This window comes from Parabacteroides sp. AT13 (genome assembly GCF_002272965.1).
Lineage (GTDB): Bacteria > Bacteroidota > Bacteroidia > Bacteroidales > Tannerellaceae > Parabacteroides > Parabacteroides distasonis.
In genome coordinates this window covers 1,303,867-1,330,524 of record NZ_NQMH01000002.1, presented here as the reverse complement: position 1 = coordinate 1,330,524, position 26,658 = coordinate 1,303,867, and the positions used below count along the sequence as shown (strand labels likewise).

Genomic DNA, 26,658 nt, shown 5'->3' with positions numbered 1-26,658 from the left:
GCACAACTGTGCCACCCTTGATGGCACGGTAGTGCCACTGCGATGGCACGCCAATGCCAACCCTATGGCACGGCTGTGCCACCACGGTGGCACTGGCGGAACATGGGTAAATAAAGAAAAGGAATTATGATGTATACAAATGACAATAGAATAGTAATGACATTGGATGCGGGAGGAACGAATTTTGTTTTCTCTGCCATCCAAGGAGGAAAAGAGATAGCCGATCCGGTAGTTCTTCCGGCATGCGCGGATTGTTTAGATAAGTGTTTAGGCAATTTGGTAGAGGGTTTTAAGGCAATTCAGGCAGGCTTGCCGGAAACTCCGGTCGCTATCAGTTTCGCTTTTCCCGGTCCGGCAGACTATCAAGCCGGTATTATAGGCGATTTACCCAACTTCCCCTCTTTCCGGGGTGGAGTAGCGTTAGGCCCGTTTCTGGAAGATATATTCGGGATACCGGTATTTATCAATAACGATGGGAATTTATTCGCATATGGAGAAGCGTTAACCGGAGCCCTTCCGGATATAAACCTCCGTTTGCGGGAGGCAGGAAGCATGAAGCAATATAAGAACCTGCTGGGAGTCACCTTGGGTACCGGTTTTGGTGCCGGGGTTGTCATTAATCAAGAGCTTCTATTGGGAGATAATGCGGCAGGAGGAGATATCTGGTGTTTTCGGAATAAGAAATATCCGGAGTATATCGTAGAGGAGAGTGTCAGCATACGTGCGGTCATGCGAGTATATGCGGAACGATCCGGTGATACGGGAGCGCATACTCCGAAAGAGATCTTTGAGATCGCCGAGGGTATTTGCCCGGGTAACCGGGAGGCTGCTATTACGGCTTTCTCCGAATTAGGGGAGCTAGCGGGGGATGCGTTGGCGTCTGCCATTACTTTAATCGATGGCATCATCGTGATCGGTGGTGGACTATCGGGGGCTTCTAAATATATTCTCCCTGCTTTGTTGAAAGAATTGAACTCATCTACCGGTATGATGGATGGAAGTCGTTTCGGCCGATTGCAAATGAAAGCTTATCTTTTGGAGGATGCGGAGAGTTTCGCTGATTTTGCTAAAGGAGGAGCTGTCGAGGTACCCATTCCGGGTACCAATCGCAAGGTAGGGTATGATCCTTGTAAACGGATAGGGGTGACCGTAAGTAAACAAGGTGCTAATCGCTCGATCGCTATGGGAGCTTATGTTTTTGCGTTAAACCATCTATCTAAAGGAATATGAGACAAAAATATAGTATAGGACCTGTATGGTTCCTGATGTTTGCGTGTGCTTTCTTCACATCCTGCGTGACACAAGGCAAGAAAGTTCAGCAAGAAGAGCTTAGCCAATATGTAGAACCTCGGATCGGTACGGCGCATTGCCGTTGGTTTCATTTTACCCCGGGAGCGATGCCTTTCGGTATGGCCAAGCCGGCTCCTTCTACGAACGGGCATATCGGGAATAAATCCGGTTGGGAGGCGACCGGTTACGATTATCGGGATCAATCGATCGAGGGTTTCCCCTGCTTGCATGAGTTTCAGATCGGTGGAATCGTACTGATGCCTACGACGGGTCCATTGAAAACAATTCCCGGGGCGGTAGACGACTCGACAGGTATAGGATACCGTTCCCGTTTTGACCGTACGGACGAGATCGCTACCGCCGGTTATTATTCCGTTCTCCTAAAAGATTACTCGATTTGTGCGGAGCTTACCGCTACCCCTCGTGTCGCTATTCAGCGTTATACATTTCCGGCCGGGGAGGATAGCCATATCTTGTTCGATATAGGAAACCGTCAAGGAGAGAGCGGAGCTGTACGGGATGCTGAAATTACTTTTACGGAAGACGGGCGTATCGAGGGCTGGGTGATTACCGAGCCTGAATATGTGAGGAAATATCAACCCGGGGCATCGGTTCCTTTGTATTTCTCGGCGGTGCTGGACAAGGTTCCCGTTGGATTTGGCGCTTTCAACGGAGCGGATATCCGTCCGGATGAACGGAAAGCGACGGGCGTGGGGGCCGGACTTTATCTGACATTCCGTACCCAAGATCAAGAGTCGGTAACCGCTAAAGTAGGTCTTTCCTATACATCCGTGGAGAATGCCCGGTTAAATAGGGAGACTGAGGCCGCTACCCTTTCGTTTGACGAGGCAAGGGAAATATCTCGCCAAACATGGGAAGAATATTTGGGACGTATTCGGGTAGAGACTCCAGCGCGAGAGGATAAGGTGAAATTCTATACCGGTTTGTATCACGCTTTATTGGGGCGTGGATTGGCTAGCGATGTGAATGGCGCTTATCCGAGAAATGATGGCTCGGTAGGACAAATCCCTTTGAAAGACGGGAAACCGGTACATAACTTATACAATACCGATGCCGCTTGGGGAGCGCAATGGAATCTGACACAGGTTTGGGCTTTGGCCTATCCGGAATATTATTCGGATTATATAAGTAGCCATTTGTTGGTGTACAAGGACGCCGGCTGGCTGGCGGATGGAATCGCTAATAGCCGTTATGTCTCCGGGGTTGGTACGAATTTATTAAGTACGATTATCGCTGGCGCTTATCAATGTGGCATCCGGGATTTCGATGTGAATACGGCTTATGAGGCTTGCTTAAAGAATGAGTTGGATGGGGAGAATCGTCCGTTGGGTGCGGGAAAGATCGATACCCGTTATTTCGTGGAATATGGTTATGTACCTCATTTGGATAAAGGGGACGGGCCGGACGAGGCTTTCATGTTTTCCGCTTCCCATACCTTGGAATATGCTTATAGTGCGTGGGCCGTGGCCCAATGGGCGAAGCAACTGGGTAAGACGGACGATTATAACCGTTTGATGGACTTATCGAAAGGCTGGGAGCGTATCTATGACCCTTCCTGTAATTTTGTCCGTCCTAAAAAGAAGGATGGTACGTTTATCGAGGACTTCAATCCGATGCAAGTATGGCGCGGATTCCAAGAAGGTAACGCTTGGCAATATACATTCTATGTACCGCACGACGCGAAAGGCTTGGTCGCAAAAGTAGGTGCGGACGTGTTTAACCATCGGTTGGATAGCATCTTCACGGTGTCTCGTAAATTAATCTTTAGCGGAGGCACGGAAGTAGGGGCTTTCGCCGGTTTGCAAACCTTGTATAACCAAGGAAACCAACCTTGTTTGCACATCTCTTGGATGTTCAACGAGGCCGGTCGTCCCTCGCTTACGCAAAAATGGGTGCGGGCGATCTTGAATGAGTTCTATGGTACGGATGGCATCCACGGTTATGGCTACGGACAGGATGAGGATCAAGGCCAGCTCGGGGCTTGGTACGTGATCTCTTCCTTAGGCTTATTCGATATGAAAGGCTTGACGGATCAAGCGCCTTCTTTCGCTTTGGGTAGTCCTTTGTTCGATAAGATTACGATCCGGCTGAATGACCGCTATTATAAAGGGAAGGAATTCGTGATCGAGACTCGTAATAATAGTAAGCAAAATGATTACGTGCAATCCATGGACTTAAACGGGAAACCATTGACGGATACTCGTATTCCTTTCTCGGAGATTGTTCAAGGTGGACATTTGGTTTTAGAAATGGGTAACCAACCAAAAGATCGATATGAGAACTAAAAGTACGAACTCCGCTATATTCCCGATCCTTTTCGGCTTTTTCGTGATGGGATTCGTGGATGTCGTGGGAATTGCCACGAATTATGTGAAGATGGACTTTGGTTTGTCCGATACGTTGGCGAACCTATTGCCCATGATGGTCTTTCTTTGGTTCGCCCTGTTCTCTGTCCCTACCGGTATCTGGATGGGACGGCACGGGCGTAGGAATACGGTGGTCGTAGCCTTGGCTATCACAACCTTGGCGATGCTGATACCTCTATTCTTCTATGACTTTGCTTGTATCTTGTTTGCGTTCGCTTTGCTGGGAATTGGAAATACGATCTTGCAAGTGTCCTTGAATCCGATGGTAGCGCGGGTGGTAAATCCGGATAAAGTAACGAGCGTGCTTACTTTAGGGCAGTTTATTAAGGCGGTATCTTCCTTCTTAGGGCCGATTATTGCAGGTATAGCTTCTTCTTTCTGGGGAGATTGGAAGTTGATATTCATTGTCTATTCGGTGACTACCTTGTTATCTATCATCTGGTTGATAACGACTATTCCGGGTAAAGAGGAAGGAGAGGGGCAAGAAGCCTCGTTCGCCTCTACGTTAGCTTTATGTAAAGATGCTAGGATACGGATGCTTTTCTTGGGGATTCTGTGTATTGTCGGGATCGATGTCGGTCTGAATACGACGATCCCTAAGCTATTGATGGAAAAGTTATCCATGCCGTTGCAAGAGGCTGGATTAGGGAGTAGCCTTTATTTCGCCGCTCGTACCGGAGGTTCTTTCCTGGGGGCTATATTGCTGGCGAGGATCTCGTCACGACCCTTCTTAAGGGGAAGCATGCTTATCGCTATCCTTGCTTTCGTAGGATTGCTTATCTCGGATAGCTTGTGGGGCATGGGCGTTATGATCGTACTGGTTGGCTTGGCTTGCTCGAATGTGTTTTCGATCCTGTTCTCTTTTGCGTTGGAACATCGGCCGGAGCAATCGAACGAGGTCTCGGCCTTGATGATTATGGGTGTATCAGGAGGCGCTTTGATTACGCCTTGTATGGGAGGCATAGCCGATATGTTCGGACAGGTAGCCGGCTTGATGCTATTATTAATATGTATGTTGTATATAGGACTTATATCAATAAAAACACGATAAGATGAAAAAAAGAACTTATTTATCAGCAGGATTGGCTTTGTTGATCGGGACATTGTCGGTTCATGCGTCTCCGGGATTATCGGATGTCAAGAGCCGTGTATTACCGGCGGTTTATAAATCGAAAAACGGACTGACCCAAAAGGTCGAGATCTCCGTAAAACATGAAGGAGAACCTTCTACAGTGACGATCCATTTAGGCGAGCAAAGCCATAAAGAGAAACTGGTGTCCGGGGATAATGTATTCCGAATCGAGATACCCGAGGTTAGCACGACTCGCCAATTACCGTTGACGCTGACAAGTGGGAAAGAGAAAGAGGAAAGTACGGTTACCGTAAAACCGGTTCGCCATTGGCAGATGAATATGGTGCAACACACCCATACGGATATCGGTTATACCCGTTCCCAAATGGAAATCTTGGCAGAACAGCTTCGATACATTGATTATGCGTTGGATTATTGTGACGCTACGGATAATTATCCGGATTTCGCTAAGTTCCGTTGGACTTGCGAGATCGCTTGGGCGGTTAGCGAATATTTGAAATGTCGTCCTGCGGAACAGATCGCTCGCTTGAAGCAACGGGTAAAGGAAGGCCGTATTGAATTAGCAACGATGTTCTTGAATTTTGACGAATTACCGGATGAGCAGACACTTGCCGCTTCTCTTTATCCGATCAAGCAATTCAGGGAAAATGGGATGCGTGCCGAGGTAGCTATGCAAGACGACGTGAATGGTATCGGTTGGTGTTTCAGCGAGTATTTCGCAGATGCCGGCGTGAAATATGTGAATATGGGAACCCATGGTCATCGAGCGTTGATCTGCTTTGATAAACCTACGGTGTTTTGGTGGGAATCACCTTCTGGGAAGAAGGTCTTGACTTATCGTGCGGAGCATTATCACTATGGTAATTTTTTCGGGATTCATACAGATAACTTTGACCAGTTTGAGGAGCGTGTTTTAACTTATTTAGGTGAAATGGAAGCGAAAAATTATCCGTATGATATATTAGCGGTGCAGCATTCGGGATATCTTACGGATAATGCGCCCCCTTCGACTAAAAGTTGCGAGATGTTACAGAAATGGAATGAGAAGTATGAATGGCCGAAATTACGCACGGCGGTAGCCAGTGAGTTTTTTAAGACGGTAGAGAGCCAATATGCGGATCATATTCAGACTATTCGTGGAGCTTGGCCGGATTGGTGGACGGATGGTTTCGCTTCCGGTGCCCGTGAAGCCGCCATATCTCGTGTGACTCATTCGGATATTATCGCGAATCAAGCCGGATTGTCATTTGCTAAAATGCTAGGCGCTCAATTGCCGAAAGACATCAATGATCGGATTCAGGACATCAACAAAGCTCTTTTGTTCTATGATGAGCATACTTTCGGGCATAGCGAGAGCGTACGTAACGCTTATGGACTGGAAACTTGGGAACAACGCTCCTTGAAACAATCGTATGCGTGGGAAGCCTATCGCCATTCCGGTTTGCTGGGAGAGGCTACTATGGGTATATTACAATCATTCGTGCCTAAAAGCGACGTTCCGTCTATCGCTGTATTCAATACGCTCAACTGGAGTTATAGCGGTATCGCTAAAGCTTATGTCGATCATCAGATTCTTCCGAAAGACAAGGCTTTCGAGATCGTGGATGCGGCTGGCAACGTAATTCCCGCACAAGCTGGCGAAAGCCGTTCCGACGGTACCTATTGGAGCTTTTACGTGAAAGATGTCCCGGCCTTGGGATATGCGCAGTATTATATAAAAGTAAAGGATGCGCCACGTCCGGAAATACAGGGCGCAACGGAATTAAAAGAGACACATGTGGAGAATCCTTGGTATGCCATCGACTTCAATACCCGTAAAGGTACGATTCGTAAATTATATGATAAGGATTTGAACAAACAATTGGTTACGCCGGATGCGGAATGGGAGATGGGAGAGTTTATTTATGAGATTATCGATAGCCGTCATCCGATGGAACAATATCGTGCTCCCCAATTCCTCCGCCGTCGTCCCGAGAAGATGCGTTTCGAGAAATATGAGAAAGGCGATGTTTGGGATACATATCGTTTTCGGGGAGAGACAGTAGCGGGACGTGAGCCGAATAATTTGATGGTGGAATTCCGTGTATTTAACGTAACAAAGAAAATCGAGGTAGTTTATCGCTTGCGTAAAAAAGCGGTAACAGATCCGGAAGCGGTTTATATCGCTTTCCCGTTTGAGGTTGAAAGCGGTAAGATCCATTTGGATGTACCCGGCGGATCGATTGAGGCGGGTGTAGACCAAATCCCGGGCTCCTCTAACGATTGGTACACGGTGCAAAACTTCGCTACGGCTCGTAATGGAGAGTCACAGGTCGTGATGGGTAGCCAAGAAATACCATTAATGCAATTTGGGGCGATCAATACGGGGCGGTATAAGGCCGGAGCCGTACCTCAGTCCACGAATATGTATTCATGGCCGATGAACAACTATTGGGTAACCAATTTCAATGCGGACCAAATGGGAGAGATGCAATGGAGTTACTTCATCAACTCTTCGAAAGACAACACTATTGAGTATGCGACTAAGTTCGCTTGGGAAAACCGGATTCCGTTCTTGACCCGTGTTTTGCCTGCCGGAGATAAAAAGGTGGAGCCTCTTCAATCGGCTTCCATTTTCAAGATCGTACCGGAGAATTTGTTGTTGGTAAACATGAGGCCTGTGGAAGGCGAGAATGCTGTTATGCTTCAATTGCGTGAGATAGGCGGGAAGCCAGCTACTTTCTCCGTAACTTCAGATAAAATTAATTTTGTGAAAACTACGGTTTGTGATGTCGTTGGAGACCCAGTTTCGGGGAATCCGTTGAGTTTCGCTCCGTGGGAGAATAAGTTTATAAAATTATCTTGGTAGCATGGTAGGGGCGGGGTTTGCCCGCCCTTATCCAGTTTGTCTTATGTTTGTATATTGAATGTTTTGATAGGATTTAATCCCAAATAAATCGGTATTATTCTAAGCAGAAGACTTGCTTGTGTTAGAGTGATGGGTGAAGAGTGTCATGAGAGACTCTGTTTCGGGTAATGCCTTATTGGATTTCAAGCCTTGTGGGAATAAGTCTATGGCGCTTTCTTGGTAGAAAGATTGTAGATAATGTGGTTCTTCTTTTATTTATAAAGGAAGGCTAAATTTTTTTATATTATCCAGTCTCTGAATATATTATCTGTTTTTTTCATAGAAGCCATACTAGTGCCATTTTCGCCTAGCCTTGAATCTCAATAAATTTAACATTTGTTTATTGTAACCAATTTAAAGTGTTTTTACTGTTAATATTTGATAGTTAATTATTTATGTGATAGAAAGACGATGATACTATTGTAAGTCCGTACGGAACAATATATTTTTAGTACATTTAAGGGCTGATATTCTTGGTTTCAAGGGGTGATTTGTGATAAATGTGTCATTTTTATTAAAAAAATACTATAGATTTAAGTCTAGTTTACAAAAAAAGTTATACATTTGCCCAGTTTTTAATGATATAGACCATGAATGGCGCACTAGTTCCGTACGAACTATGTCCATCTATAACGATAAAAATTACATAGACAATGTAATCAATCTAAACTTAATTAAAAAACAAAGCAAAATGACAAAGAATGAATCTAAGCTATTATCCATTCAGGGGATAGCTAAAGCCTCAGCGTTCTGTTTGCTGCTTTCTGCCTTCTCTGTAAACGCCGCTATGGCCGCTCCCGCTCCCGCAGGCACGGTTGATGAAGTAATGGCAGTGCAGCAAGGCAAGAAAGTAACAGGTGTGGTTGTTGACGGTACAGGTGAGCCTGTTATTGGCGCTAACGTGGTGGTGAAAGGCACTACAAACGGTACGATCACTGATTTCGATGGAAATTATACGATCGAGGGTGTGCCCGCCGACGGAGTTTTGGTGATTTCCTATATTGGTTATTTATCTCAAGAGATCCCTGTAGGCAACCAATCTGCAATCAATGTTACATTGAAAGAAGATACACAGACTTTGGATGAGGTAGTAGTAGTAGGTTACGGTACGATGCGTAAATCGGATGTAACAGGTTCTATTTCTACAGCTAAAGGAGAAGAGATGTTAAAAGCTCAAAACTTTAGTGCATTGGATAACTTGCGTGGTAAGGCTGCCGGTGTAAATATCTTCTCTAACTCTAGCCAGCCGGGTGCTTATGGTAGCCGTGTTGTTATCCGTGGTCAAGCGACAATTAATGCCTCTTCTGATCCGTTGTATGTTGTGGACGGCGTAGTAATGGAGAACTTCTATTTGATGAACCCGAATGACATCGAGTCTATGGAGGTATTGAAAGATGCTTCCGCTACCGCTATCTATGGTGCTCGTGGTGCCAATGGTGTTATCATGGTTACTACGAAACGTGGTAACAAAGAAGGTGGAACGAAGGTTAGCTACTCTGGTTCTGTAAGCTTGGCTCATCGCGCTCGTAAGATGGATACGATGAATGCGCAGGAGTGGTGCGATGCTTTTATGCAAGGTATTGAGAATGAGAATAGATGGGGATCTGATAAGGATGGCAATCCATTTAACTGGTCTACTAATCGTGCGGATTGGTTTACAGATCGTCGTTTCTTCGATTCTAACGGTAATCCTCTTTATGATACAGATTGGCAAGATGAGGCAACTCGTACAGCGATCTCTCATAACCATCAATTGAATGTTCAGCAAGGTGGCGAGAAATCATCTATGGGTGCATTTTTGAACTATACTGATAACCAAGGTATCATGTTGAATACCTATTCAAAACGTTTGAATGCAAAGATCGCTTATGATGCGAATCCTACAACATGGTTATCTACAGCGATCAACTTGGCGGTGAACCATACTTGGGGTAACTCTACTCCAGAAGACGGTGGTGGACAGGATGCTCGTCGTACTATGATTGAAATGGTTCCTTGGATGCCGGTTCAATATAATGGCAAATATACCTCCACCAATACTCCAGAAGGGATGCCAATGGACTTTGAGGCAATGTCTAACCCTGTTCATATCTTGAAGACCTATAAGAATATGAACTATAATACAAAAGTATTCGGTAATGCAGCCTTGACATTCCATATCATCGAAGGTTTGGATTTGAAGACTCAATTCGGTGTTGACGCTAACTTTAAGACTTTGCATAAATATATGCCAAGTGACTTGGTGAATTTGGCATATGACCAACATGGACGTGCTGAAAGATATCATGCAAATACTCTTTATTGGCAGGAAGAGACTTACTTGACTTATAATAAGACGATTGGCGAGCACCGTATCAACGCTATGGCCGGTTTGTCTTGGCAGGAGCGCAAGTATGATTATTCTAGAATGTATACAGAAAACTTCACTACCGATTTCTTTGAGGACTTCAATATGGACGCAGGTACGAAGCCTGATGCTCCGAAGACTTATTGGGAACGTTGGGCTATGAACTCCTATTTCTTACGTTTCGCTTATACATTCAAGGATCGTTACTCCGCTACAATTACTGGTCGTTATGACGGTTCTTCTAAGTTTGGTAAGAATAATAAATATGCGTTCTTCCCATCAGCGGGTTTGGCTTGGAACATCACGCAAGAAGACTTTATGTCTGATCAAAATACGATCAGCAACTTGAAGTTGCATACCAGCTACGGTTTGACTGGTAACTCTGAGATTGGTGTTTACAAATCTTTAGCAACAGTTAAGAGCGAAACGTTATTATTGAACGGAACACGTAATTCCTATTCTTATTTAAATAGATTGCCTAACTCTGATCTGAAATGGGAGAAAACCGCCCAGTTCGATATAGGTTTCGATTTAGGTTTGTTCAATAATAGAATTACGTTAGATGCTTCTTATTACAACAAGAAGACTTCTGATCTGTTATTGGATGCTCCGGTTCCTCATACAACAGGTTTCGAGACTGTTTATAAGAATATCGGTTCTATCCGTAACCAAGGTTTGGATCTGATGTTATCTACTCGCAATATTGATACAAAAGACTTCACATGGACAACATCCATCAATGCTAACTTCAATAAAAATAAGATCTTATCTTTGGGTGACAATGACGAGGATATCTTGAAAAACGAATGGGTGAGCGGTGCTTCTATCTTGCGTGTAGGCGAAAGCGTAGGTAGTTTCTATGGTTACAAACGTTTAGGCGTTTATACAATAGAAGATTATGAAGCTGGTAACTGCCAGAAGAAACAGATCGGTCGTGCGAAACGTTCTTCTGAGCGTGAGATCATAGGTAAAGGTGTACCCGATTGGACTGGATCTATGATCAATACATTACGTTACAAGAATTGGGATTTCACTTTGGATTTACAATTTGTCGCTGGTGTTCAGACCTTGCAACAGTTCTATCACTCTACATATGACCGTTTCGGACAGACTAACGGCTTGACAAATATCTTGTATGACGCATATAATGGAACGAATCCTAATTCTATGCAGCAAGCTATCTGGTTGTTCAACGGTGGTCACGCAGGACAGGATACTTTGACAGACTCTCAATGGGTGGCTAATGGTTCTTATTTACGTGCGAACTTAATCCAGTTAGGTTATACTTTTGACTCAAATCAATTGGCAAAGACTCCGTTTAGTAGCTTACGCCTATATTTGAATGTGAACAATGCGTTCTTGATTACAGCGAAAGACTTTAATGGGTACGATCCTGAAAGTACATCTCAGATCTCTACATCTAACGGTTCAGTATCTCCAGAACAATTTGGTCAGAATATGGCCTTCTTCTCTTATCCGAGAGCTAGAACGTTTACGTTGGGTGTAAATGTAATATTTTAATTAATTAAATTATTCAGAAAATTGCAATGAAAAAAATATTAACAACAGCTATTTTATGTGCGGGATTGGTAGGATTTACCGCATGTGACAGTTTTTTGGATGAGGATCCGAAGTCGTCCTTGACTTTGGATACCTATTATAAGACAAGTGCTGATATTATTGGCAATGTCAATTATCTATATCGTGATGGTGCTCCTGATAAGATGGGTAATATGACTGGTGCTTATAGAGGTTCTAGCTTGTCTGTAATGAACATGGTAACTGGTTATTTCGTGAATGAATATGAAGGTCAGGAAGTAGACTGTTCCTATGCTCGCCAGTTGACTCGTCAGGACTTTACGCAATCTTGTTGTAATTATTTGACTAATGACACTTGGAAAAGTTGTTATAAGTCGATCAATGTAGCGAACGCAGTTATCAAGTATGTTGATGGTGTGGAAATGGATAATCAAGCTCAGTATAAAGCAGAGGCTCGTTTCTTCCGTGCATTGAACTATTTCTATCTTGTAAAAATGTTTGGTGATGTTCCAATGGTTACAGAACCTACAGAAGATGCTACTTTGGTTGAATATCCGACTCGTACGGCTGCATCGGAAGTTTTCAATACAGTTATCATTCCTGATTTACAGTTTGCTGTAGAGAATTTACCTAATGCTACTTTTGCAGGAAATAGTCACCGTGTGACAAAATATGCGGCTGATATGTTGCTGGCCGATGTTTACATGAGACTAGGAGAGTACGCTAATGCGGTTACTCCATTGAAAGATGTAATCAATAGCGGAAAATTCGCTTTGGCTACTAACGATAACCTTGCGGAAGGTAGTGCGTTCAATAAGTTACGTACAACAGATGATCTGCCAGAGGTTATTTATGCCCGTGAATATGACGCAGCTATTTCTCCTAACGGTAATATCCCGGTTCACGCATTCAATTTGATTTCTCCGACATTCTTCGCTAATTCTTCTACTGGAAACAAATACTCTTTGTGGGTAAATGTGTATGGTGTTAGCGAGCGTTATTTGAATGTGTATGGTGAGAAAGACTTGCGTGCCCAGATGAATCAGTTCTTCCATCGTACATATACGCATCCTGTTGATGGAACAACTCTGGATATGAAGATGCTTTGTAACTGGTACTGGTATGATGAGACTGCTATCTTAGAGACTGGTAAGGGTACGAAAGACTGGAACTTCTATCGTTATGCTGAAACATTATTATCTGCCGCTGAAGCTATCGCTCAGTCTAGTGGGGTAAACGCTGAGGCTGCCGGCTATTTGGCACAAGTTAAGGCACGTGCTAACATGGAAGGTAAGGATGTTTCTACAATCGCTTCCGAGCTTCAAAGATTAGGCAAGCAAGCTTTTATTGAAGAGTGCTGGAAAGAGCGTTTACGTGAGTTCCCATTGGAAATGAAGATTTGGGATGACTGTGTTCGTACAGGTAAATTCCCTCAAATCTCCGCTACAAACAAAGGTGAGGTTCAATTCGTTGATTTAATTGGCGCTAAGAATGGTAGCGGTGCTACATTCAAGGCAACAGACTTATACTGGCCGATCCCTGTAAACGAGATCCAACGTAATCCGAATTTAACTCAGAATGAGGGATATTCAGCGAAGTAATTACTTTTTATTTCAATAACTGATGGCTGAAAGGGAAGGATGAGTGATTATTCTTCCCTTTCTTCCTTAATACAAGAACCCCATCATCCATAACGGGATCTTATTTTTATATCATCCGCAACGATAAAACCGTCCGGTATCCCTTCTATTGGTGAGTACCTTTTTCGTTTGCCACCGATCTCGAACGTATAAATTCCATCCACTAAAAAATCGTTGGCTTCGCTCATACTTTACAAATTTATCCTTTCTATTTTATCTGTAATACTCGGATGTAAATCTAAGGTTGTTACTTGGTGAGACTTTTTCAGTTGGTTCGCAAAGAACGTCTCCCGCATGTTGCCGATATTCGCTTTCAAAGGCGAGAGGATATACATCAGATTTCTATTTTTCAAGTAGATATTGTCCGGCTTTTGCAGGCGAGAGATACCAAAAGTAGAAACAGTTGTAGGTCAGCTTACTTTCTGCCAATACGTTTAGATAAGTCAATAAAACGTTTCTCGTGATACTAATCCATTCGCAGAGCTTACTGATATTCGGGATAAAAGGGGCCGGTAAAGATAATTTGCAGTTCTGGCATATCATCGTATATATTCTTCAACTCTTGGCTTTACTGGGGGGATTTATGTACCTCATCCAAGTGTAAGCGTGTTCCTCCTCGTTTCACGAAACGATCCGCAAAGTCATATAATGTATTGTCAGAGAAATAGATACTATCTAAGCTGACATATATGGTTCGTTCGTCTTGCGGAAAATTTCGCTTGATATGCTGTTGCGGTACACTCCCCGAGCACCTCTTATACCGATCAACCGGGCATCCCGATTAATCTCGTACACCGTGCTTCTAATAAAGGCGGTAGAGGTAAATCGCAACTTCTTTCGATACATCTCTATCAATCGCTCCATAATCGTACTTATATATATGCAAATATAACAAATTGTTTATAGCAGAGAGCAATTTTGGGCGTTTTTTGTTTACAGAAGGAAGCAATTGCTTATCCTCTAGCCTGTGTCAAAGTAAAGGATGTTTATGAAGTACTAGTGACTTGGCAAAGTAATATATACTGCGTGGGCAAAATAAGTATATATCCTTTGAGTAAGTCAGTAGTACTGCTCAGAAAATCATTCTTTTTTCTTCACCTTCCAACCGTCCTTCTAACTTAGCAGAATCCAGTATGTCATTTCTTGCTCTTTTGTTTTCATAGTTGAAAGTGAATAATAAGACAACCAAACCAAAATTCTGTATATTATACATTGTTTCATGCAACTTGCTGACTAATCAAGCTACCAAAAAGAGAGGGAAGGATGATCGCTCATTCCCTCCCTCTCTAGCCATCAGTTATTGAAATTTATTATTGAACGGCATAACCCTCATTTTGAGTCAAACTCGGGTTACGTTGCATCTCGTTCAAAGAGATCGGCCATAACAAGTCGGAAGACTTGAAGGTCGCGCCGGAAGCGTTCTTTGCGCCAACTAAGTCAACGTATGTAACCTTACCCTTCTCTGTAGAAGAGATTACAGGGAACTTACCTGTACGCAAACAGTCATCCCAAATCTTGAATTCCAACGGGAACTCACGCAAACGCTCTGTCCAGCATTCCTCGATAAAGGCCTGCTTACCTAATTTCTGAAGATCGGCAGTAATTGCGGCTACCGTCTTACCTTCCATGTTTGCACGAGCCTTAACTTGTGCCAAATAGCCGGCAGCCTCAGCTGTTACACCTTGAGACTGAGCGATAGATTCAGCAGCGTCAAGCAAAGCCTCTGCGTAACGGAAGATATCACGGTCTTTCGTAGAACGTCCTGTGTTCAACAAAGCGTCCTCATCATACCAGAACCAGCAACCACAAGCATTCTCAGGAGCCGTCCAAGTCTTGCCATTATCCGGATTTGTATAATTCCAATGGAAGAATTGATTTGGCTGGATACGTAAGTCGTTTGCCGCATACACGTTCAAGAATTGATTCGTTGGCCCGTATGTACGCTCAAAGATAGAATACGTACCAAATATAGCTGTAGCCGCTGAGTTGAACGCATAAGTAGGCCACCAACCACCGTTACTGATCGTTGCGTTGTACTCATAAGAATAGATAGACTCAGCCAAACCGTCTGTCGTACGGATCTTATTATAGGCAGAACCCAATGCTAAATCATCGTTGGTTGCCAAAGCATGCGGAGAATCGATCACCGTCTTTACCGCAGAAGCAGCGTCGGCATACTTACCTTGTTGCATATAAACGGAAGTCAAAACCATAGCGGCAGCATACTTCGTGATACGGTTACTATTGTTGTAGAAAGTAGCAGCCGGCAAAGCATTAACGGCATCCTTCAAGTCGGATTCGACCTGAGCATATACTTGCTCTACAGAAGCACGCTCCAAATACATGTTCTCCATAGATTCGTACGGCTCTACTGTCAATGGAACACCACCAAAGATCTTCACCAAGTTGAAGTAGTTCCAAGCTCTAAAGAACTTTGCCTCACCGATCAAACGATTTGCCAAAGACTGATCCATTGAGATCTCGGGGATATACTTGATAGCGCCATTAGCTACGTTGATAGCCTTGTAGCAATCATCCCATATACCGTCAATAGTTACGGAAACAGTCATCGTATTCTGCTGACGAGTCAACTCGCGAGAATATTTACAAGTCAGCTCCTGACCTTCATAACTGTTTGTAAAGTAACCGGTCAATTGTCCTGTGATAGAGGCAAACGGACCTACGTAAGCACTACCCGCACCTGTGAGCTTACTTGAAGCTCCCGTACGATACAAATAGTTCACGTTAGCCTGAGCTTGAGCCTCTGTCTGGTAATAATCCGGGGCTGTCAACGATGACTTCGGTTTCTCTTCCAAGAAATCATTACATGCGCTGAACCCGGTTAAACAAGCGCATGCAATCGCTACTGTCAATATTTTTTTCATTTCTAAAAATTCTACTGATTAAATGAATTAAAATGTTACATTAACACCGAACGTGAAAGTTCTCGCTCTTGGATAAGAGAAGAATACCATGTTCTGACCGAACTTATTACTATCACCCTGCGATGTACCCTCAGGATCGTAACCTGTGAAATCGCTAGCAGTAATCAAGAATAAGTTATTCGCACTTGCGTACAAACGCAAAGCAGACAAACCGATCTTGCTAATCACGTTTGAGTCAAAAGTATAACCCAATTGCAACATGTTACAACGCAAGTAAGAACCATTGGCGATCCATTGAGAATCTACTGTCGTATCCTGACCTGCATGGCCTGAGTTACACAAGTAAACAGCCTGTTGCATCGTGTTCGGGTTCGATCCGTTATATGCGTCATATAAAATATTGCTCAAACCATTCGTGATACCGAAACGGTCGTAAGTAGAGTGGTAGAACTGTTGCATGGTCTCAACACCCCATACGAACTGCAAGTCCATCGTCAAATCGAAGTTTTTGTAAGAGAAGTTGTTGATCCAGCTTCCAGTCCAGTCCGGCATACCTTTGCCGATGATCTCTTTCTTATCCGTACGTTTCGCACGACCGATCTGGTTCTTCTCGCACAAGCCGTTATTGAAATCTTCCTCCGTATAAACACCCAAACGTCTGTAGCCATAGAAAGAACTCATGTTCTCACCTACACGCAAGATACTTTCAGAACCACCTACCCAGCTGTTCATCTCGATATCCTCATTATTGTCGCCCAACTGAAGGATCTTGTTCTTGTTGAAGTTTAAGTTAATCGTAGAACTCCAATTGAAGTCTTGTGTCTGAACTGGGCGTGCGCTGATCATTAAGTCCATACCTTGGTTTCTTACAGAACCGATATTCTTATACACTGTCGTGAAACCTGTAGTGTGAGGAATCGGGCAATCCAACAATAAGTCGGTTGTCTTCTTGTTATAGTAAGCTACATCGAAAGACAAGCGGTTCTGCCAGAATCCAATCTCGAAACCAACATCAAACTGACCAGTCTTCTCCCATTTCAAATCCGGGTTCGCCATAGAGCTGATGTAAGAATACGGAGCGCGAATATCGTTGATCAAAAGCGTACCAGAAGAAACACGAGCCAATGACCGATAAGTGTCAATCTCGGAGTTACCAGTCAAACCGTAGCTAGTGTGCAACTTCAAATTGCTGATCGTGCTTTGATCTTGCATGAAATCCTCTTGAGAGATATTCCAAGCCAAACCTGCAGATGGGAAGAACGCATACTTGTTGTTTTCACCAAACTTAGAGGAACCATCGACACGACCTGTTACGGTTGCGGAGTAACGATCTTTATATGTATAAGCGAAACGCAAGAAATAAGAGTTCATCGCCCACCGATCGTAAGAAGACTCAGGAGATGCCGGAGTTGTACCTGCGGACATATTATTGTCCTCAAAGAAATCATCCGAGAAACCTTCTGTTCGTGCCTTATTCCACTTTTGCACACGCTCTTGCCAAGACAAACCAGCCATAGCGTTGATACGATGATCACCGAATACCTTATTGTAAGTCAAGTAAGTCTCCTCCTGCCAATAAAGTGTATTCCAATTTTGGTACTCAGCCCAACCATTCGGCATGGAGATGTTGTTCAAATCGATAGAAGAATAACCTCTATACGTTTTATTATGATGGTCAAGACCTAGTTGAGTCTTCAAATCCAAACCTTCAGCCAAGTGGAATGTCAAAGCGGCGTTACCAAACACCTGCGTGTTGTAGCGCATACGTTTTTGCATATCCAAGATCATGACTGGGTTAGACATACCCTCAAAGCCTAATACATCACCAATGGAAGAAGAGGTAGAAGTGGTATATTTACCATTCTTATCGCGAATCGGCATCCAAGGAACCATCTCGATCATGGTACGACGAGCCTCTTGGCCACCACCATCCTCAGGCGTATAACGCCCCCATGTATGGTTAACCAATACATTGACTGCCGTAGACAACCACTTCGTAGGATTTGCGTCGTATGCCAACTTCGCATTAATACGCTTATTATACGTATTGTTTACAATACCCTGTTGATCCGTATAGTTCAAGAAAGCACCCATTGAAGAGCTCTTACCCGCTTGTTGGATATTCAACTGATGGTTGTGAGAAACCGCGGTACGAGTAGCCTCATCTTGCCAATTCGTATCATACAGAGGATTACCGTTTGCATCAAAGAAATCTGAATCATTAAACCAATCAGCACGGTTCAAAGACCAATTTTTACCTTGCCACTTATTCTCGTTTTCCAGACCAATCATGAATGCGTCACACCACTCTTGGGCGTTCATCGTATCCATCTTACGAGCGATATGGCTTGCGCTGACAGATCCTTGATAGCTAACCTGTACACCTTCACCATCTTTCTTACCACGCTTCGTAGTTACCATGATAACACCATTGGCACCACGAGCACCGTAGATAGCGGCAGCGGAAGCATCTTTCAAGACCTCCATAGACTCGATATCATTCGGGTTCACCAAGTCGAAGTTCTCCATAACAACACCGTCTACCACATATAGAGGGTTTGAAGAAGCGTTGATAGTAGCCATACCACGGATAACGACACGGTTAGAATAAGCACCCGGCTGGCTGGAGTTTGAGAAGATGTTTACACCAGATACCTTACCGCGCAAGTTGTCTAGCGCACTAAAGTTTTGATTCTTTGTCAAGTCGTCTCCTTTAGCCACACCGATAGAACCGGTCACGTCTGACTTACGCATCGTACCATAACCTACAACTACAACCTCGTCCAAAGTTTGAGTGTCCTCTTTTAAAGTTACTTTTATTGAAGATTGATTTTCCACCGGGATCTCTTGGGACAAATAACCGATATAGGATACCACCAAGATGTCATTTGCGGACACGCCTTCCAACGAGTAATTACCGTCGAAGTCCGTGATCGTACCATTTGTAGTGCCTTTCACCACCACGTTAGCGCCAATAACAGGCTCACCAGCACCATCAACAACCATACCTGTCACTTTCTTACCCTGCTGTACGACCATCACTTCATCAACCGTACCTGCGGAAGCGGGAACGGCCATAGCGGCGTCTACAGAGAAGGCAGAAAGCAGCAAACAGAACGCTGAGGCTTTAGCTATCCCTTGAAGGGATAATAGCTTAGATTCATTCTTTGTCATTTTGCTCTTGTTTTAAATTAAGTTTAGATTGATTACATTTATATGTAATATTATATTGTAGAATAGACATAGTTCGTACGGAACTCGCATGTGATATTTAATCTTTTTCGGGAATGATAAAAGTGCGATGAATAGGGCATGATCTAGCTCATTGGATTTCTTTTTTCTAATTCTTTTTGTTAGATTTGCACCTAGATTCGTATAATGCCAGAAATTCATAAGAAAGAAAGGGATATTTCTAAATAAATGACACGAGAATCACTTTCTATTCATGTTAATTAAATGGATATTTGTAGTCCAACTATGAATATAAAACACAAAAACGGATAAATTATATTATTAATTAAATAGCTATATCATGAAGAAAAAAAGCGTTTGGGCTTTAGCTTTAGCGGCGATGTTGATGTGGGTGGGAAAACCTGCGGTAGCGGCTGTGAATGAGGCTTTTGATCCAGTAGAGTATGTAAACCCGCTAATGGGTACGCAATCTTCTTTTGAGTTGTCTACAGGAAATACCTATCCGGCGATCGCTCGTCCGTGGGGTATGAATTTCTGGACTCCTCAGACAGGAAAGATGGGAGATGGATGGCAGTATGTATATACGGCTAACAAGATCCGTGGCTTTAAACAGACCCATCAGCCAAGCCCGTGGATCAATGATTACGGACAATTTGCAATCATGCCGGTGGTTGGTAAACCGGAATTCGACCAAGATAAACGTGCGAGCTGGTTCTCGCATAAAGGAGAGATCGCCAAGGCTTATTACTATAAGGTATATCTGGCGGAGCATGACGTGGTAACGGAATTAACGCCGACAGATCGTGCCGCTATGTTCCGTTTCACTTTCCCGGAAAACGAGCATTCTTATATCGTGGTGGATGCCTTGGATAAGGGGTCTTATATCAAGGTGATTCCGGAGGAGAATAAGATCATCGGTTATTCAACGAAGAATAGCGGTGGGGTTCCCGATAATTTCAAGAATTATTTTGTGATCGAGTTTGATAAGCCTTTCACATACGAGGCTACATTTGCCGACGCTTCTTTGAAAGAGGGTGCGAAGGAGCAAACGAGTGACCATGTAGGAGCCGTAATCGGTTTCAAGACGAAGAAGGGTGAAATCGTTCATGCGAAGGTGGCTTCCTCTTTTATTAGCTTCGATCAGGCCGCTATCAACATGAAGGAATTAGGTAACGATAACTTTGATACCTTGGTTCAGAAAGGTAAGGATGTTTGGAATGAGCATTTGAGCAAGATCGAGGTTGAGGGTGGAGATTTGGATCAATATCGTACGTTCTATTCTTGTTTCTATCGTTCATTGTTGTTCCCTCGTAAGTTCTATGAGATCAACGCTCAGGGCGAGGTGGTACACTACAGTCCGTATAATGGTGAGGTATTACCGGGTTATATGTTTACCGATACCGGATTCTGGGATACGTTCCGTAGTTTGTTCCCATTCTTGAACTTGATGTTCCCGTCGGTAAACAAGGAGATGCAAGAGGGCTTGATCAATACATATAAGGAAAGCGGCTTCTTCCCGGAATGGGCAAGTCCGGGTCACCGTGGTTGCATGGTCGGTAATAACTCGGCGTCTATCTTGGTAGACGCTTATATGAAGGGTGTGAAGGTTGACGATTTGGAGACTTTATATAAAGGTTTGATTCATGGTACGGAAAACGTTCACCCGAAGGTCTCTTCTACAGGACGTCTGGGTCATGAATATTATAATAAGTTAGGATATGTTCCTTACGACGTGAAGATCAACGAGAACGCCGCCCGTACATTGGAATATGCTTACAATGACTGGTGTATCTGGCAGATCGCTAAACAACTAGGCCGTCCGAAAAAGGAATTGGAATTATATGCCCGTCGTGCGTTGAACTATAAGAACCTGTACGACAAGGAAACCAAGTTGATGCGTGGCAAGAATGAGAATGGCGAGTTTATGGCTCCGTTCTCTCCGCTGAAATGGGGTGACGCTTTCACGGAAGGTAATAGCTGGCATTATTCATGGTCTGTATTCCACGATCCTCAGGGATTGATCGACTTGATGGGCGGTAAGGATTCATTTGTGATGATGCTTGACTCCGTATTTGCTGTACCGCCTTTGTTCGATGATAGCTACTACGGTGGTGTGATCCACGAGATCCGCGAGATGACCGTGATGAATATGGGTAACTACGCTCACGGTAACCAGCCGATCCAGCATATGATTTATTTATACAACTATGCGGGTCAACCTTGGAAGGCTCAATATTGGTTGCGTCAAGTAATGAATAAGATGTATACTCCGGGTCCGGATGGTTATTGCGGTGATGAGGATAATGGCCAGACTTCTGCTTGGTATGTATTCTCAGCGTTAGGATTCTATCCGGTCGCTCCGGGTACGACCCAATATGTGTTGGGCGCTCCGCTGTTCAAGAAGGCTACGATCCATTTTGAGAATGGAAACAACTTGGTGATCAACGCCCCGAACAACAGCGATAAGAATATCTATATCGAATCCATGACGTTCAACGGCAAGAACTACACCAAGAATTATCTGGATCATAACGATTTGTTTAAGGGTGGCGTGATTGACTTCAAGATGGGTGACAAGCCGAATATGAATCGTGGTATAAATCCGGAGGATATGCCTTACTCATTCTCCGTAAACGAGGAAGGGATCAATAAACTTTCCCCTATTTCAGTAAAACCTAGTAAAAAGAAGAAATAAGCAATTAAGATGAATTTCATTCACAAACCATTAATGTCAGGCATAGCGATATGCCTGACATTTTTCGCATACTCCTGTGCTACACCGGAGAAGACGGAAAACAAGACAGACTTTACCGCATATGTAGATCCTTATATCGGATCGGGAGAACACGGACACGTATTTGTCGGGGCAAACGTTCCATTTGGAGCTGTTCAAGTAGGTCCTCAGAATATTTTTAAGGGATGGGACTGGTGTTCCGGTTACCATTACTCCGATAGTATCATTATCGGATTTAGTCATACGCATTTGAGCGGAACCGGATGTTCTGATCTGGGGGATATCCTTCTGATGCCTTATACGGGCGAGGTACGTACCGCCCGTGGCGAGCAAGATAATATGGAGGGAGCCGCTTCTTCCTATTATAAACATGCCAACGAAGCCGTAGCTCCGGGATATTACTCTTTGCTGATGGATAATGGCGTAAAAGCGGAGTTGACGGCGACCGAGCGTGTAGCCTTACATCGTTATACGTATCCGTCGGGAAGCGAGCATCGCCTCTTGATCAACTTGAAGGAGGGTATCGGTGATAAAGCGTATGACACTTATTTGAAGAAGATTGATGAGTACACGATCGAGGGGTACCGTTTTTCCAAAGGTTGGAGCCCACGTCACAAAGTATTCTTTACGTTGAAATGTGATCAGCCGATCGAGTCTTTGGCTGTATTCAACGATGATGAGGCCGCGGGTAATGATGAGTTGACAGGCGAGTCCGTAAAGGGAGTGATTACCTTTAAGGGAGATGCCCCGACCGCCTTGGTAAAGGTCGCTATCTCTTCCGTAAGTTGCGAGAATGCCTTGGCTAACTTACGTGCGGAGCTTTCTCATTGGGATTTCGACGAGGTTCGTAACGAGGCTATCGATAAATGGAATGATCAATTATCTTGTATCTCCATCGATACGAAAGATGAGCGTGCCAAGAAGGTTTTCTATACCGCCATGTACCATGCGTTTATCGCTCCGACGTTGTATTGCGACGCGAATGGCGATTTCCGTGGCCATGACGATAAGGTGTATACGAACAATACTTGGAAGAACTATTCCACTTTCTCTCTATGGGATACGTATCGTACCTTGCATCCGTTGTTCACGATTATCAAGCCTCAATATGTGTCGGATTTGGTGAACTCGATGTTAAGCATTTACGACCAGCAAGAGAAATTACCGATCTGGCCGTTGATTGGTGGTGAGACGGATCAAATGCCGGGATATAGCGCTGTGCCTATTATCGCGGATGCCTATCTGAAAGGTTTTACCGGCTTTGACGCCGACCGTGCGTATCGTTATATGGTTGCTTCCTCTGTCTATGAGAAGCAAAACGGGGTGCCGTACGTGTTGGAAAAAGGCTATATCCCTTGTGATAAGGTACGTGAGGCTACTTCTATCGCGATGGAATACGCAGCCGATGATTGGGGTATCGCCTTGATGGCGAAGAAAATGGGCAAGACGGAGGATTACCAGAATTACTTGAAACGTGGTAAATATTATACGCAGTATTTCGATAAGGATATCAACTTTATCCGTCCGAAAATGAATGATGGCAGCTGGCGTACGCCGTACGATCCGATCCAGTCCATACATAGCGTAGGCGATTTCTGTGAGGGAAATGGTTGGCATTATACATTCTTCGTGCCCCAGCATCCGGAAGGCTTGATCGAGTTGATGGGTGGCGACGCTCCGTTTATCTCGAAACTGGATTCTTTGTTCTTGGTGGAAGGTGAGTTAGGAGAGAACGCCTCTCCGGATATCAGTGGCTTGATCGGCATGTACGCCCATGGAAATGAGCCGAGCCATCATGTCACTTACCTTTATCCATACGCCGGCGAGCAATGGAAGACAGCCGAGAAAGTTCGTTACATCCAAGATGTGTTCTATACCGACCAGCCGGAGGGCATCATCGGAAACGAGGATTGTGGCCAGATGTCCGCTTGGCATATCATGTCTGCCTTGGGATTTTACCAAGTAAATCCTTCCAATGGCGTGTTCGTGTTCGGTAGCCCGTTATTTGATAAGGCTTCCGTTCATTTGCCGGAGGGTAAGACTTTCGAGGTCGTAGCCCAGAACAACAGCAAGGAGAATGTATATATCCAATCCGTGTTGCTAAATGGTAAACCTTATAACAATTCTTATATTCTGTATGATGATATCGTGAAGGGAGGGAATCTTACCTTTGTGATGGGCAACACGCCGAATAAGGAGTTCGGAGCTGCCCCGGAAAATCGTCCGAAGACGGCTGAGTAAATAGCTCCCTTACCAGTGAGCGGTTTGCTCTGTTACCCATGAGACAACGTCTCACGGATTGCCGGGAAAGTACCCGGCTGAGGAGCAAAGAATAATTAACGAATTAATAATCGACAAAATGAAGACAAAGCTTAAAACTTCGATGGCCCTTTTGGCTTCCGTTTTCCTGTGGGTGTCATGTGCCGGTGGCGGAGGGACTTCTCCTTCTGCGATGGACCCGGTGGATTACGTGAATCCTTATATGGGAAACATCAGCCATTTATTGGTGCCTACTTTCCCGACCGTGCATTTGCCGAACAGTATGCTACGTGTATATCCGGAGCGTGCGGACTTCACGGGTGACCGTCTGGGCGGTTTGCCTATTATCGTGACAAACCATCGTGAGCGTTCTGCGTTCAATTTATGCCCTTATCAAGGTGACGAATCCGGCTTGCGACCCGTGATCGCTTATAGCTATGACCGGGAGAAGATTTTGCCGTACCGTTATCAGGTATATCTGGATAATGAGGAAATCAACGTGGACTTCGCCCCATCCCATCAAAGTGCCGTATATTCGCTCACTTTCGAGAAAGAGGGACCGGCTTATCTGGTATTTAACAGCCGTAACGGACAGCTACAAGTAAATGGTAACGCCGTAAGCGGTTATCAATATATAGATAAGAAAACGAAAGTCTTTTTATATGCCGAGACGAACCAGAAGCCTGTGAAAGCGGGGGTATTGTCGAACGGCAGTGTCAACTATAACGAGACTTCCGTGGAAGGTATCAATGCCGCTATCGCCCTTTCCTTCGGGGAGGACGTGAAGAAACTTGGCGTTCGCTACGGTATCTCTTTTATCAGCGAGGAACAGGCGAAGAAGAATCTGGAGCGTGAGATCGCCGCTTACGACGTGGATGTGGTAGCGAAGATCGCCCGCAACGATTGGAACGACGCTTTAGGTAAAATACAAGTACAAGGCGGTACCAAGGATGAGAAGACCGTATTCTATACCTCTTTATATCGTTGCTACGAACGCCCGATAAACTTGAGCGAGGACGGACATTATTACAGTGCTTTCGACGGAAAGATCCATGAGGATGGCGGACGGTCTTTCTATACGGACGACTGGATTTGGGATACCTACCGTGCTACACATCCCCTGCGTGTCTTGATCGATAATGAGCGTGAGAACGATATCATCAACTCTTATCTCCTGATGGCGGAGCAGATGGGTACCGATTGGATGCCTACCTTCCCGGAGGTGACAGGAGATACACGCCGTATGAACTCAAACCATGCTGTCGCTACCGTGATCGACGCTTACCGCAAGGGCTTGCGTGGGTTTGAGCTGGAAAAAGCCTATATCGCTTGTAAGAAAGGTATCGAGGAAAAGACCTTGATCCCGTGGTCTGCCGCTCCCGCCGGTTGGTTGGATGATTTCTACAAGGAACATGGCTATATTCCCGCATTGAGACCGGGAGAGAAAGAGACGGTGCCTAACGTATCCATTTGGGAAAAACGTCAGCCGATCGCCGTGACTTTAGGTACTTCGTATGATGAATGGTGCTTGTCCCAGATCGCTCAAGAATTGGGAAAGAAAGACGAGGCGGATTATTATTTGCGTCGCTCTTACAATTACCGGAACGTATTTAATCCGGAGACAGGTTTCTTCCATCCGAAAGATAAGGATAGCAAGTTTATCTATCCATTGGATTACCGTTATGATGGCGGTCTAGGTGCCCGTGATTATTACGATGAGAATAACGGATATATTTATCGTTGGGACGTACAGCATAATATCGGTGACTTGATCTCTTTGATCGGAGGCAATGAGGCGTTTACCTCTGCCTTGGATTCCATGTTCAATACGCCGCTGGGTATGTCTAAATGGCAATTCTATTCCACGCTTCCGGATCATACGGGTAACGTAGGTATGTTCTCTATGGCGAATGAGCCGAGCTTGCATATCCCGTACTTGTATAATTATGCGGGTAAGCCTTGGATGACCCAGAAACGTATTCGTACCTTATTGAATCAATGGTTCCGCAATGATTTGATGGGTGTGCCGGGCGATGAGGACGGTGGTGGTATGTCCGCTTTCGTTGTTTTCAGCCAGATGGGATTCTATCCGGTGACTCCGGGTTCTCCTACCTATAATATCGGTAGCCCGATGTTTACCGACGTGAAAGTGGATATGGGTAACGGCAATACGTTCGAGATCCGTGCGAATAACGCATCCGATGAGAATAAATACGTACAATCCGCTAAGTTGAACGGCGTAACCTTGAACCAGCCTTGGTTCAATCATAGCGATATCGCCGCTGGTGGTTTGTTAGAGTTAGAGATGGGGCCGAAAGCGAATAAGGAATGGGGATTGGGAACGCCTCCTCCTTCTGCCGCTCCGATGCCTAAGTAAAAAAAAGCGTGTTGCGATTGTCGCAACA

General features: G+C 44.5%; 13 protein-coding genes. 9 read left to right on the top strand and 4 right to left on the bottom strand.

What is annotated here, in order from left to right:
* Positions 1–126 precede the first annotated feature (126 nt).
* The 6 genes from CI959_RS19860 (at position 127) to CI959_RS19835 (ending at position 13,144) form a co-directional block, all read left to right on the top strand.
* The gene (locus CI959_RS19860; RefSeq protein WP_057317028.1) at positions 127–1,230 is read left to right on the top strand and encodes an ROK family protein; all 1,104 of its coding nucleotides are present in this window, start codon (positions 127–129) and stop codon (positions 1,228–1,230) included.
* Entirely contained in the window at positions 1,227–3,596 is a 2,370-nt protein-coding gene (locus CI959_RS19855; protein WP_081033143.1) for a GH92 family glycosyl hydrolase, read from the top strand. Before CI959_RS19860 ends, CI959_RS19855 begins: the two co-directional genes overlap by 4 nt.
* Positions 3,586–4,728, top strand: coding sequence for a sugar MFS transporter (locus tag CI959_RS19850; protein WP_005866412.1), 1,143 nt, complete (start codon positions 3,586–3,588; stop codon positions 4,726–4,728). Before CI959_RS19855 ends, CI959_RS19850 begins: the two co-directional genes overlap by 11 nt.
* Before the next feature lies 1 nt (position 4,729).
* Positions 4,730–7,618 (top strand): glycoside hydrolase family 38 C-terminal domain-containing protein, encoded by a 2,889-nt coding sequence (locus tag CI959_RS19845; protein WP_057317029.1) that lies wholly within the window; start codon positions 4,730–4,732, stop codon positions 7,616–7,618.
* Between the two features lie 730 nt (positions 7,619–8,348).
* The gene (locus CI959_RS19840; protein WP_022192405.1) at positions 8,349–11,525 is read left to right on the top strand and encodes a TonB-dependent receptor; all 3,177 of its coding nucleotides are present in this window, start codon (positions 8,349–8,351) and stop codon (positions 11,523–11,525) included.
* 26 nt (positions 11,526–11,551) lie between these two features.
* Positions 11,552–13,144 carry a RagB/SusD family nutrient uptake outer membrane protein gene (locus CI959_RS19835; RefSeq protein ID WP_008779636.1) on the top strand — a complete coding sequence of 531 codons (1,593 nt, stop codon included), beginning with the start codon at positions 11,552–11,554 and terminating at the stop codon, positions 13,142–13,144.
* A gap of 83 nt (positions 13,145–13,227) precedes the next feature.
* Here the strand turns inward: CI959_RS19835 and CI959_RS21640 are convergent, their stop codons facing one another.
* From CI959_RS21640 to CI959_RS19815, 4 genes are all read right to left on the bottom strand, one after another.
* Positions 13,228–13,371, bottom strand: a complete 144-nt coding sequence (locus tag CI959_RS21640; protein ID WP_005866422.1) for a hypothetical protein — start codon at positions 13,369–13,371, stop codon at positions 13,228–13,230.
* Between the two features lie 487 nt (positions 13,372–13,858).
* Positions 13,859–14,047, bottom strand: a complete 189-nt coding sequence (locus CI959_RS19830) for a hypothetical protein (protein ID WP_005866426.1) — start codon at positions 14,045–14,047, stop codon at positions 13,859–13,861.
* Between the two features lie 446 nt (positions 14,048–14,493).
* The gene (locus tag CI959_RS19820) at positions 14,494–16,068 is read right to left on the bottom strand and encodes a RagB/SusD family nutrient uptake outer membrane protein (protein ID WP_005866428.1); all 1,575 of its coding nucleotides are present in this window, start codon (positions 16,066–16,068) and stop codon (positions 14,494–14,496) included.
* Between the two features lie 27 nt (positions 16,069–16,095).
* The gene (locus tag CI959_RS19815; protein ID WP_005866430.1) at positions 16,096–19,242 is read right to left on the bottom strand and encodes a TonB-dependent receptor; all 3,147 of its coding nucleotides are present in this window, start codon (positions 19,240–19,242) and stop codon (positions 16,096–16,098) included.
* A 358-nt stretch (positions 19,243–19,600) separates the two neighbouring features.
* Here CI959_RS19815 and CI959_RS19810 point away from each other — a divergent pair, with 358 nt between their 5' ends.
* The 3 genes from CI959_RS19810 to CI959_RS19800 all read left to right on the top strand — a co-directional run bounded on the left by CI959_RS19810 (position 19,601) and on the right by CI959_RS19800 (position 26,630).
* Entirely contained in the window at positions 19,601–21,955 is a 2,355-nt protein-coding gene (locus CI959_RS19810) for a GH92 family glycosyl hydrolase (protein WP_008779639.1), read from the top strand.
* A gap of 9 nt (positions 21,956–21,964) precedes the next feature.
* On the top strand, positions 21,965–24,235 hold the full coding sequence (locus CI959_RS19805; RefSeq protein ID WP_048927830.1) for a GH92 family glycosyl hydrolase: 2,271 nt from the start codon (positions 21,965–21,967) through the stop codon (positions 24,233–24,235).
* A 118-nt stretch (positions 24,236–24,353) separates the two neighbouring features.
* Positions 24,354–26,630, top strand: coding sequence for a GH92 family glycosyl hydrolase (locus tag CI959_RS19800; protein ID WP_048927831.1), 2,277 nt, complete (start codon positions 24,354–24,356; stop codon positions 26,628–26,630).
* The last annotated feature ends 28 nt before the right edge of the window (positions 26,631–26,658 follow it).

What these genes read in the sequence shown, in the direction of transcription:
- CI959_RS19860 (WP_057317028.1), top strand. Translation starts at nt 127, where the DNA reads ATGATGTATACAAATGACAATAGAATAGTAATGACATTGGATGCGGGA.
- CI959_RS19855 (WP_081033143.1), top strand. Translation starts at nt 1,227, where the DNA reads ATGAGACAAAAATATAGTATAGGACCTGTATGGTTCCTGATGTTTGCG.
- CI959_RS19850 (WP_005866412.1), top strand. Translation starts at nt 3,586, where the DNA reads ATGAGAACTAAAAGTACGAACTCCGCTATATTCCCGATCCTTTTCGGC.
- CI959_RS19845 (WP_057317029.1), top strand. Translation starts at nt 4,730, where the DNA reads ATGAAAAAAAGAACTTATTTATCAGCAGGATTGGCTTTGTTGATCGGG.
- CI959_RS19840 (WP_022192405.1), top strand. Translation starts at nt 8,349, where the DNA reads ATGACAAAGAATGAATCTAAGCTATTATCCATTCAGGGGATAGCTAAA.
- CI959_RS19835 (WP_008779636.1), top strand. Translation starts at nt 11,552, where the DNA reads ATGAAAAAAATATTAACAACAGCTATTTTATGTGCGGGATTGGTAGGA.
- CI959_RS21640 (WP_005866422.1), bottom strand. Translation starts at nt 13,371, where the DNA reads ATGAGCGAAGCCAACGATTTTTTAGTGGATGGAATTTATACGTTCGAG.
- CI959_RS19830 (WP_005866426.1), bottom strand. Translation starts at nt 14,047, where the DNA reads ATGGAGCGATTGATAGAGATGTATCGAAAGAAGTTGCGATTTACCTCT.
- CI959_RS19820 (WP_005866428.1), bottom strand. Translation starts at nt 16,068, where the DNA reads ATGAAAAAAATATTGACAGTAGCGATTGCATGCGCTTGTTTAACCGGG.
- CI959_RS19815 (WP_005866430.1), bottom strand. Translation starts at nt 19,242, where the DNA reads ATGACAAAGAATGAATCTAAGCTATTATCCCTTCAAGGGATAGCTAAA.
- CI959_RS19810 (WP_008779639.1), top strand. Translation starts at nt 19,601, where the DNA reads ATGAAGAAAAAAAGCGTTTGGGCTTTAGCTTTAGCGGCGATGTTGATG.
- CI959_RS19805 (WP_048927830.1), top strand. Translation starts at nt 21,965, where the DNA reads ATGAATTTCATTCACAAACCATTAATGTCAGGCATAGCGATATGCCTG.
- CI959_RS19800 (WP_048927831.1), top strand. Translation starts at nt 24,354, where the DNA reads ATGAAGACAAAGCTTAAAACTTCGATGGCCCTTTTGGCTTCCGTTTTC.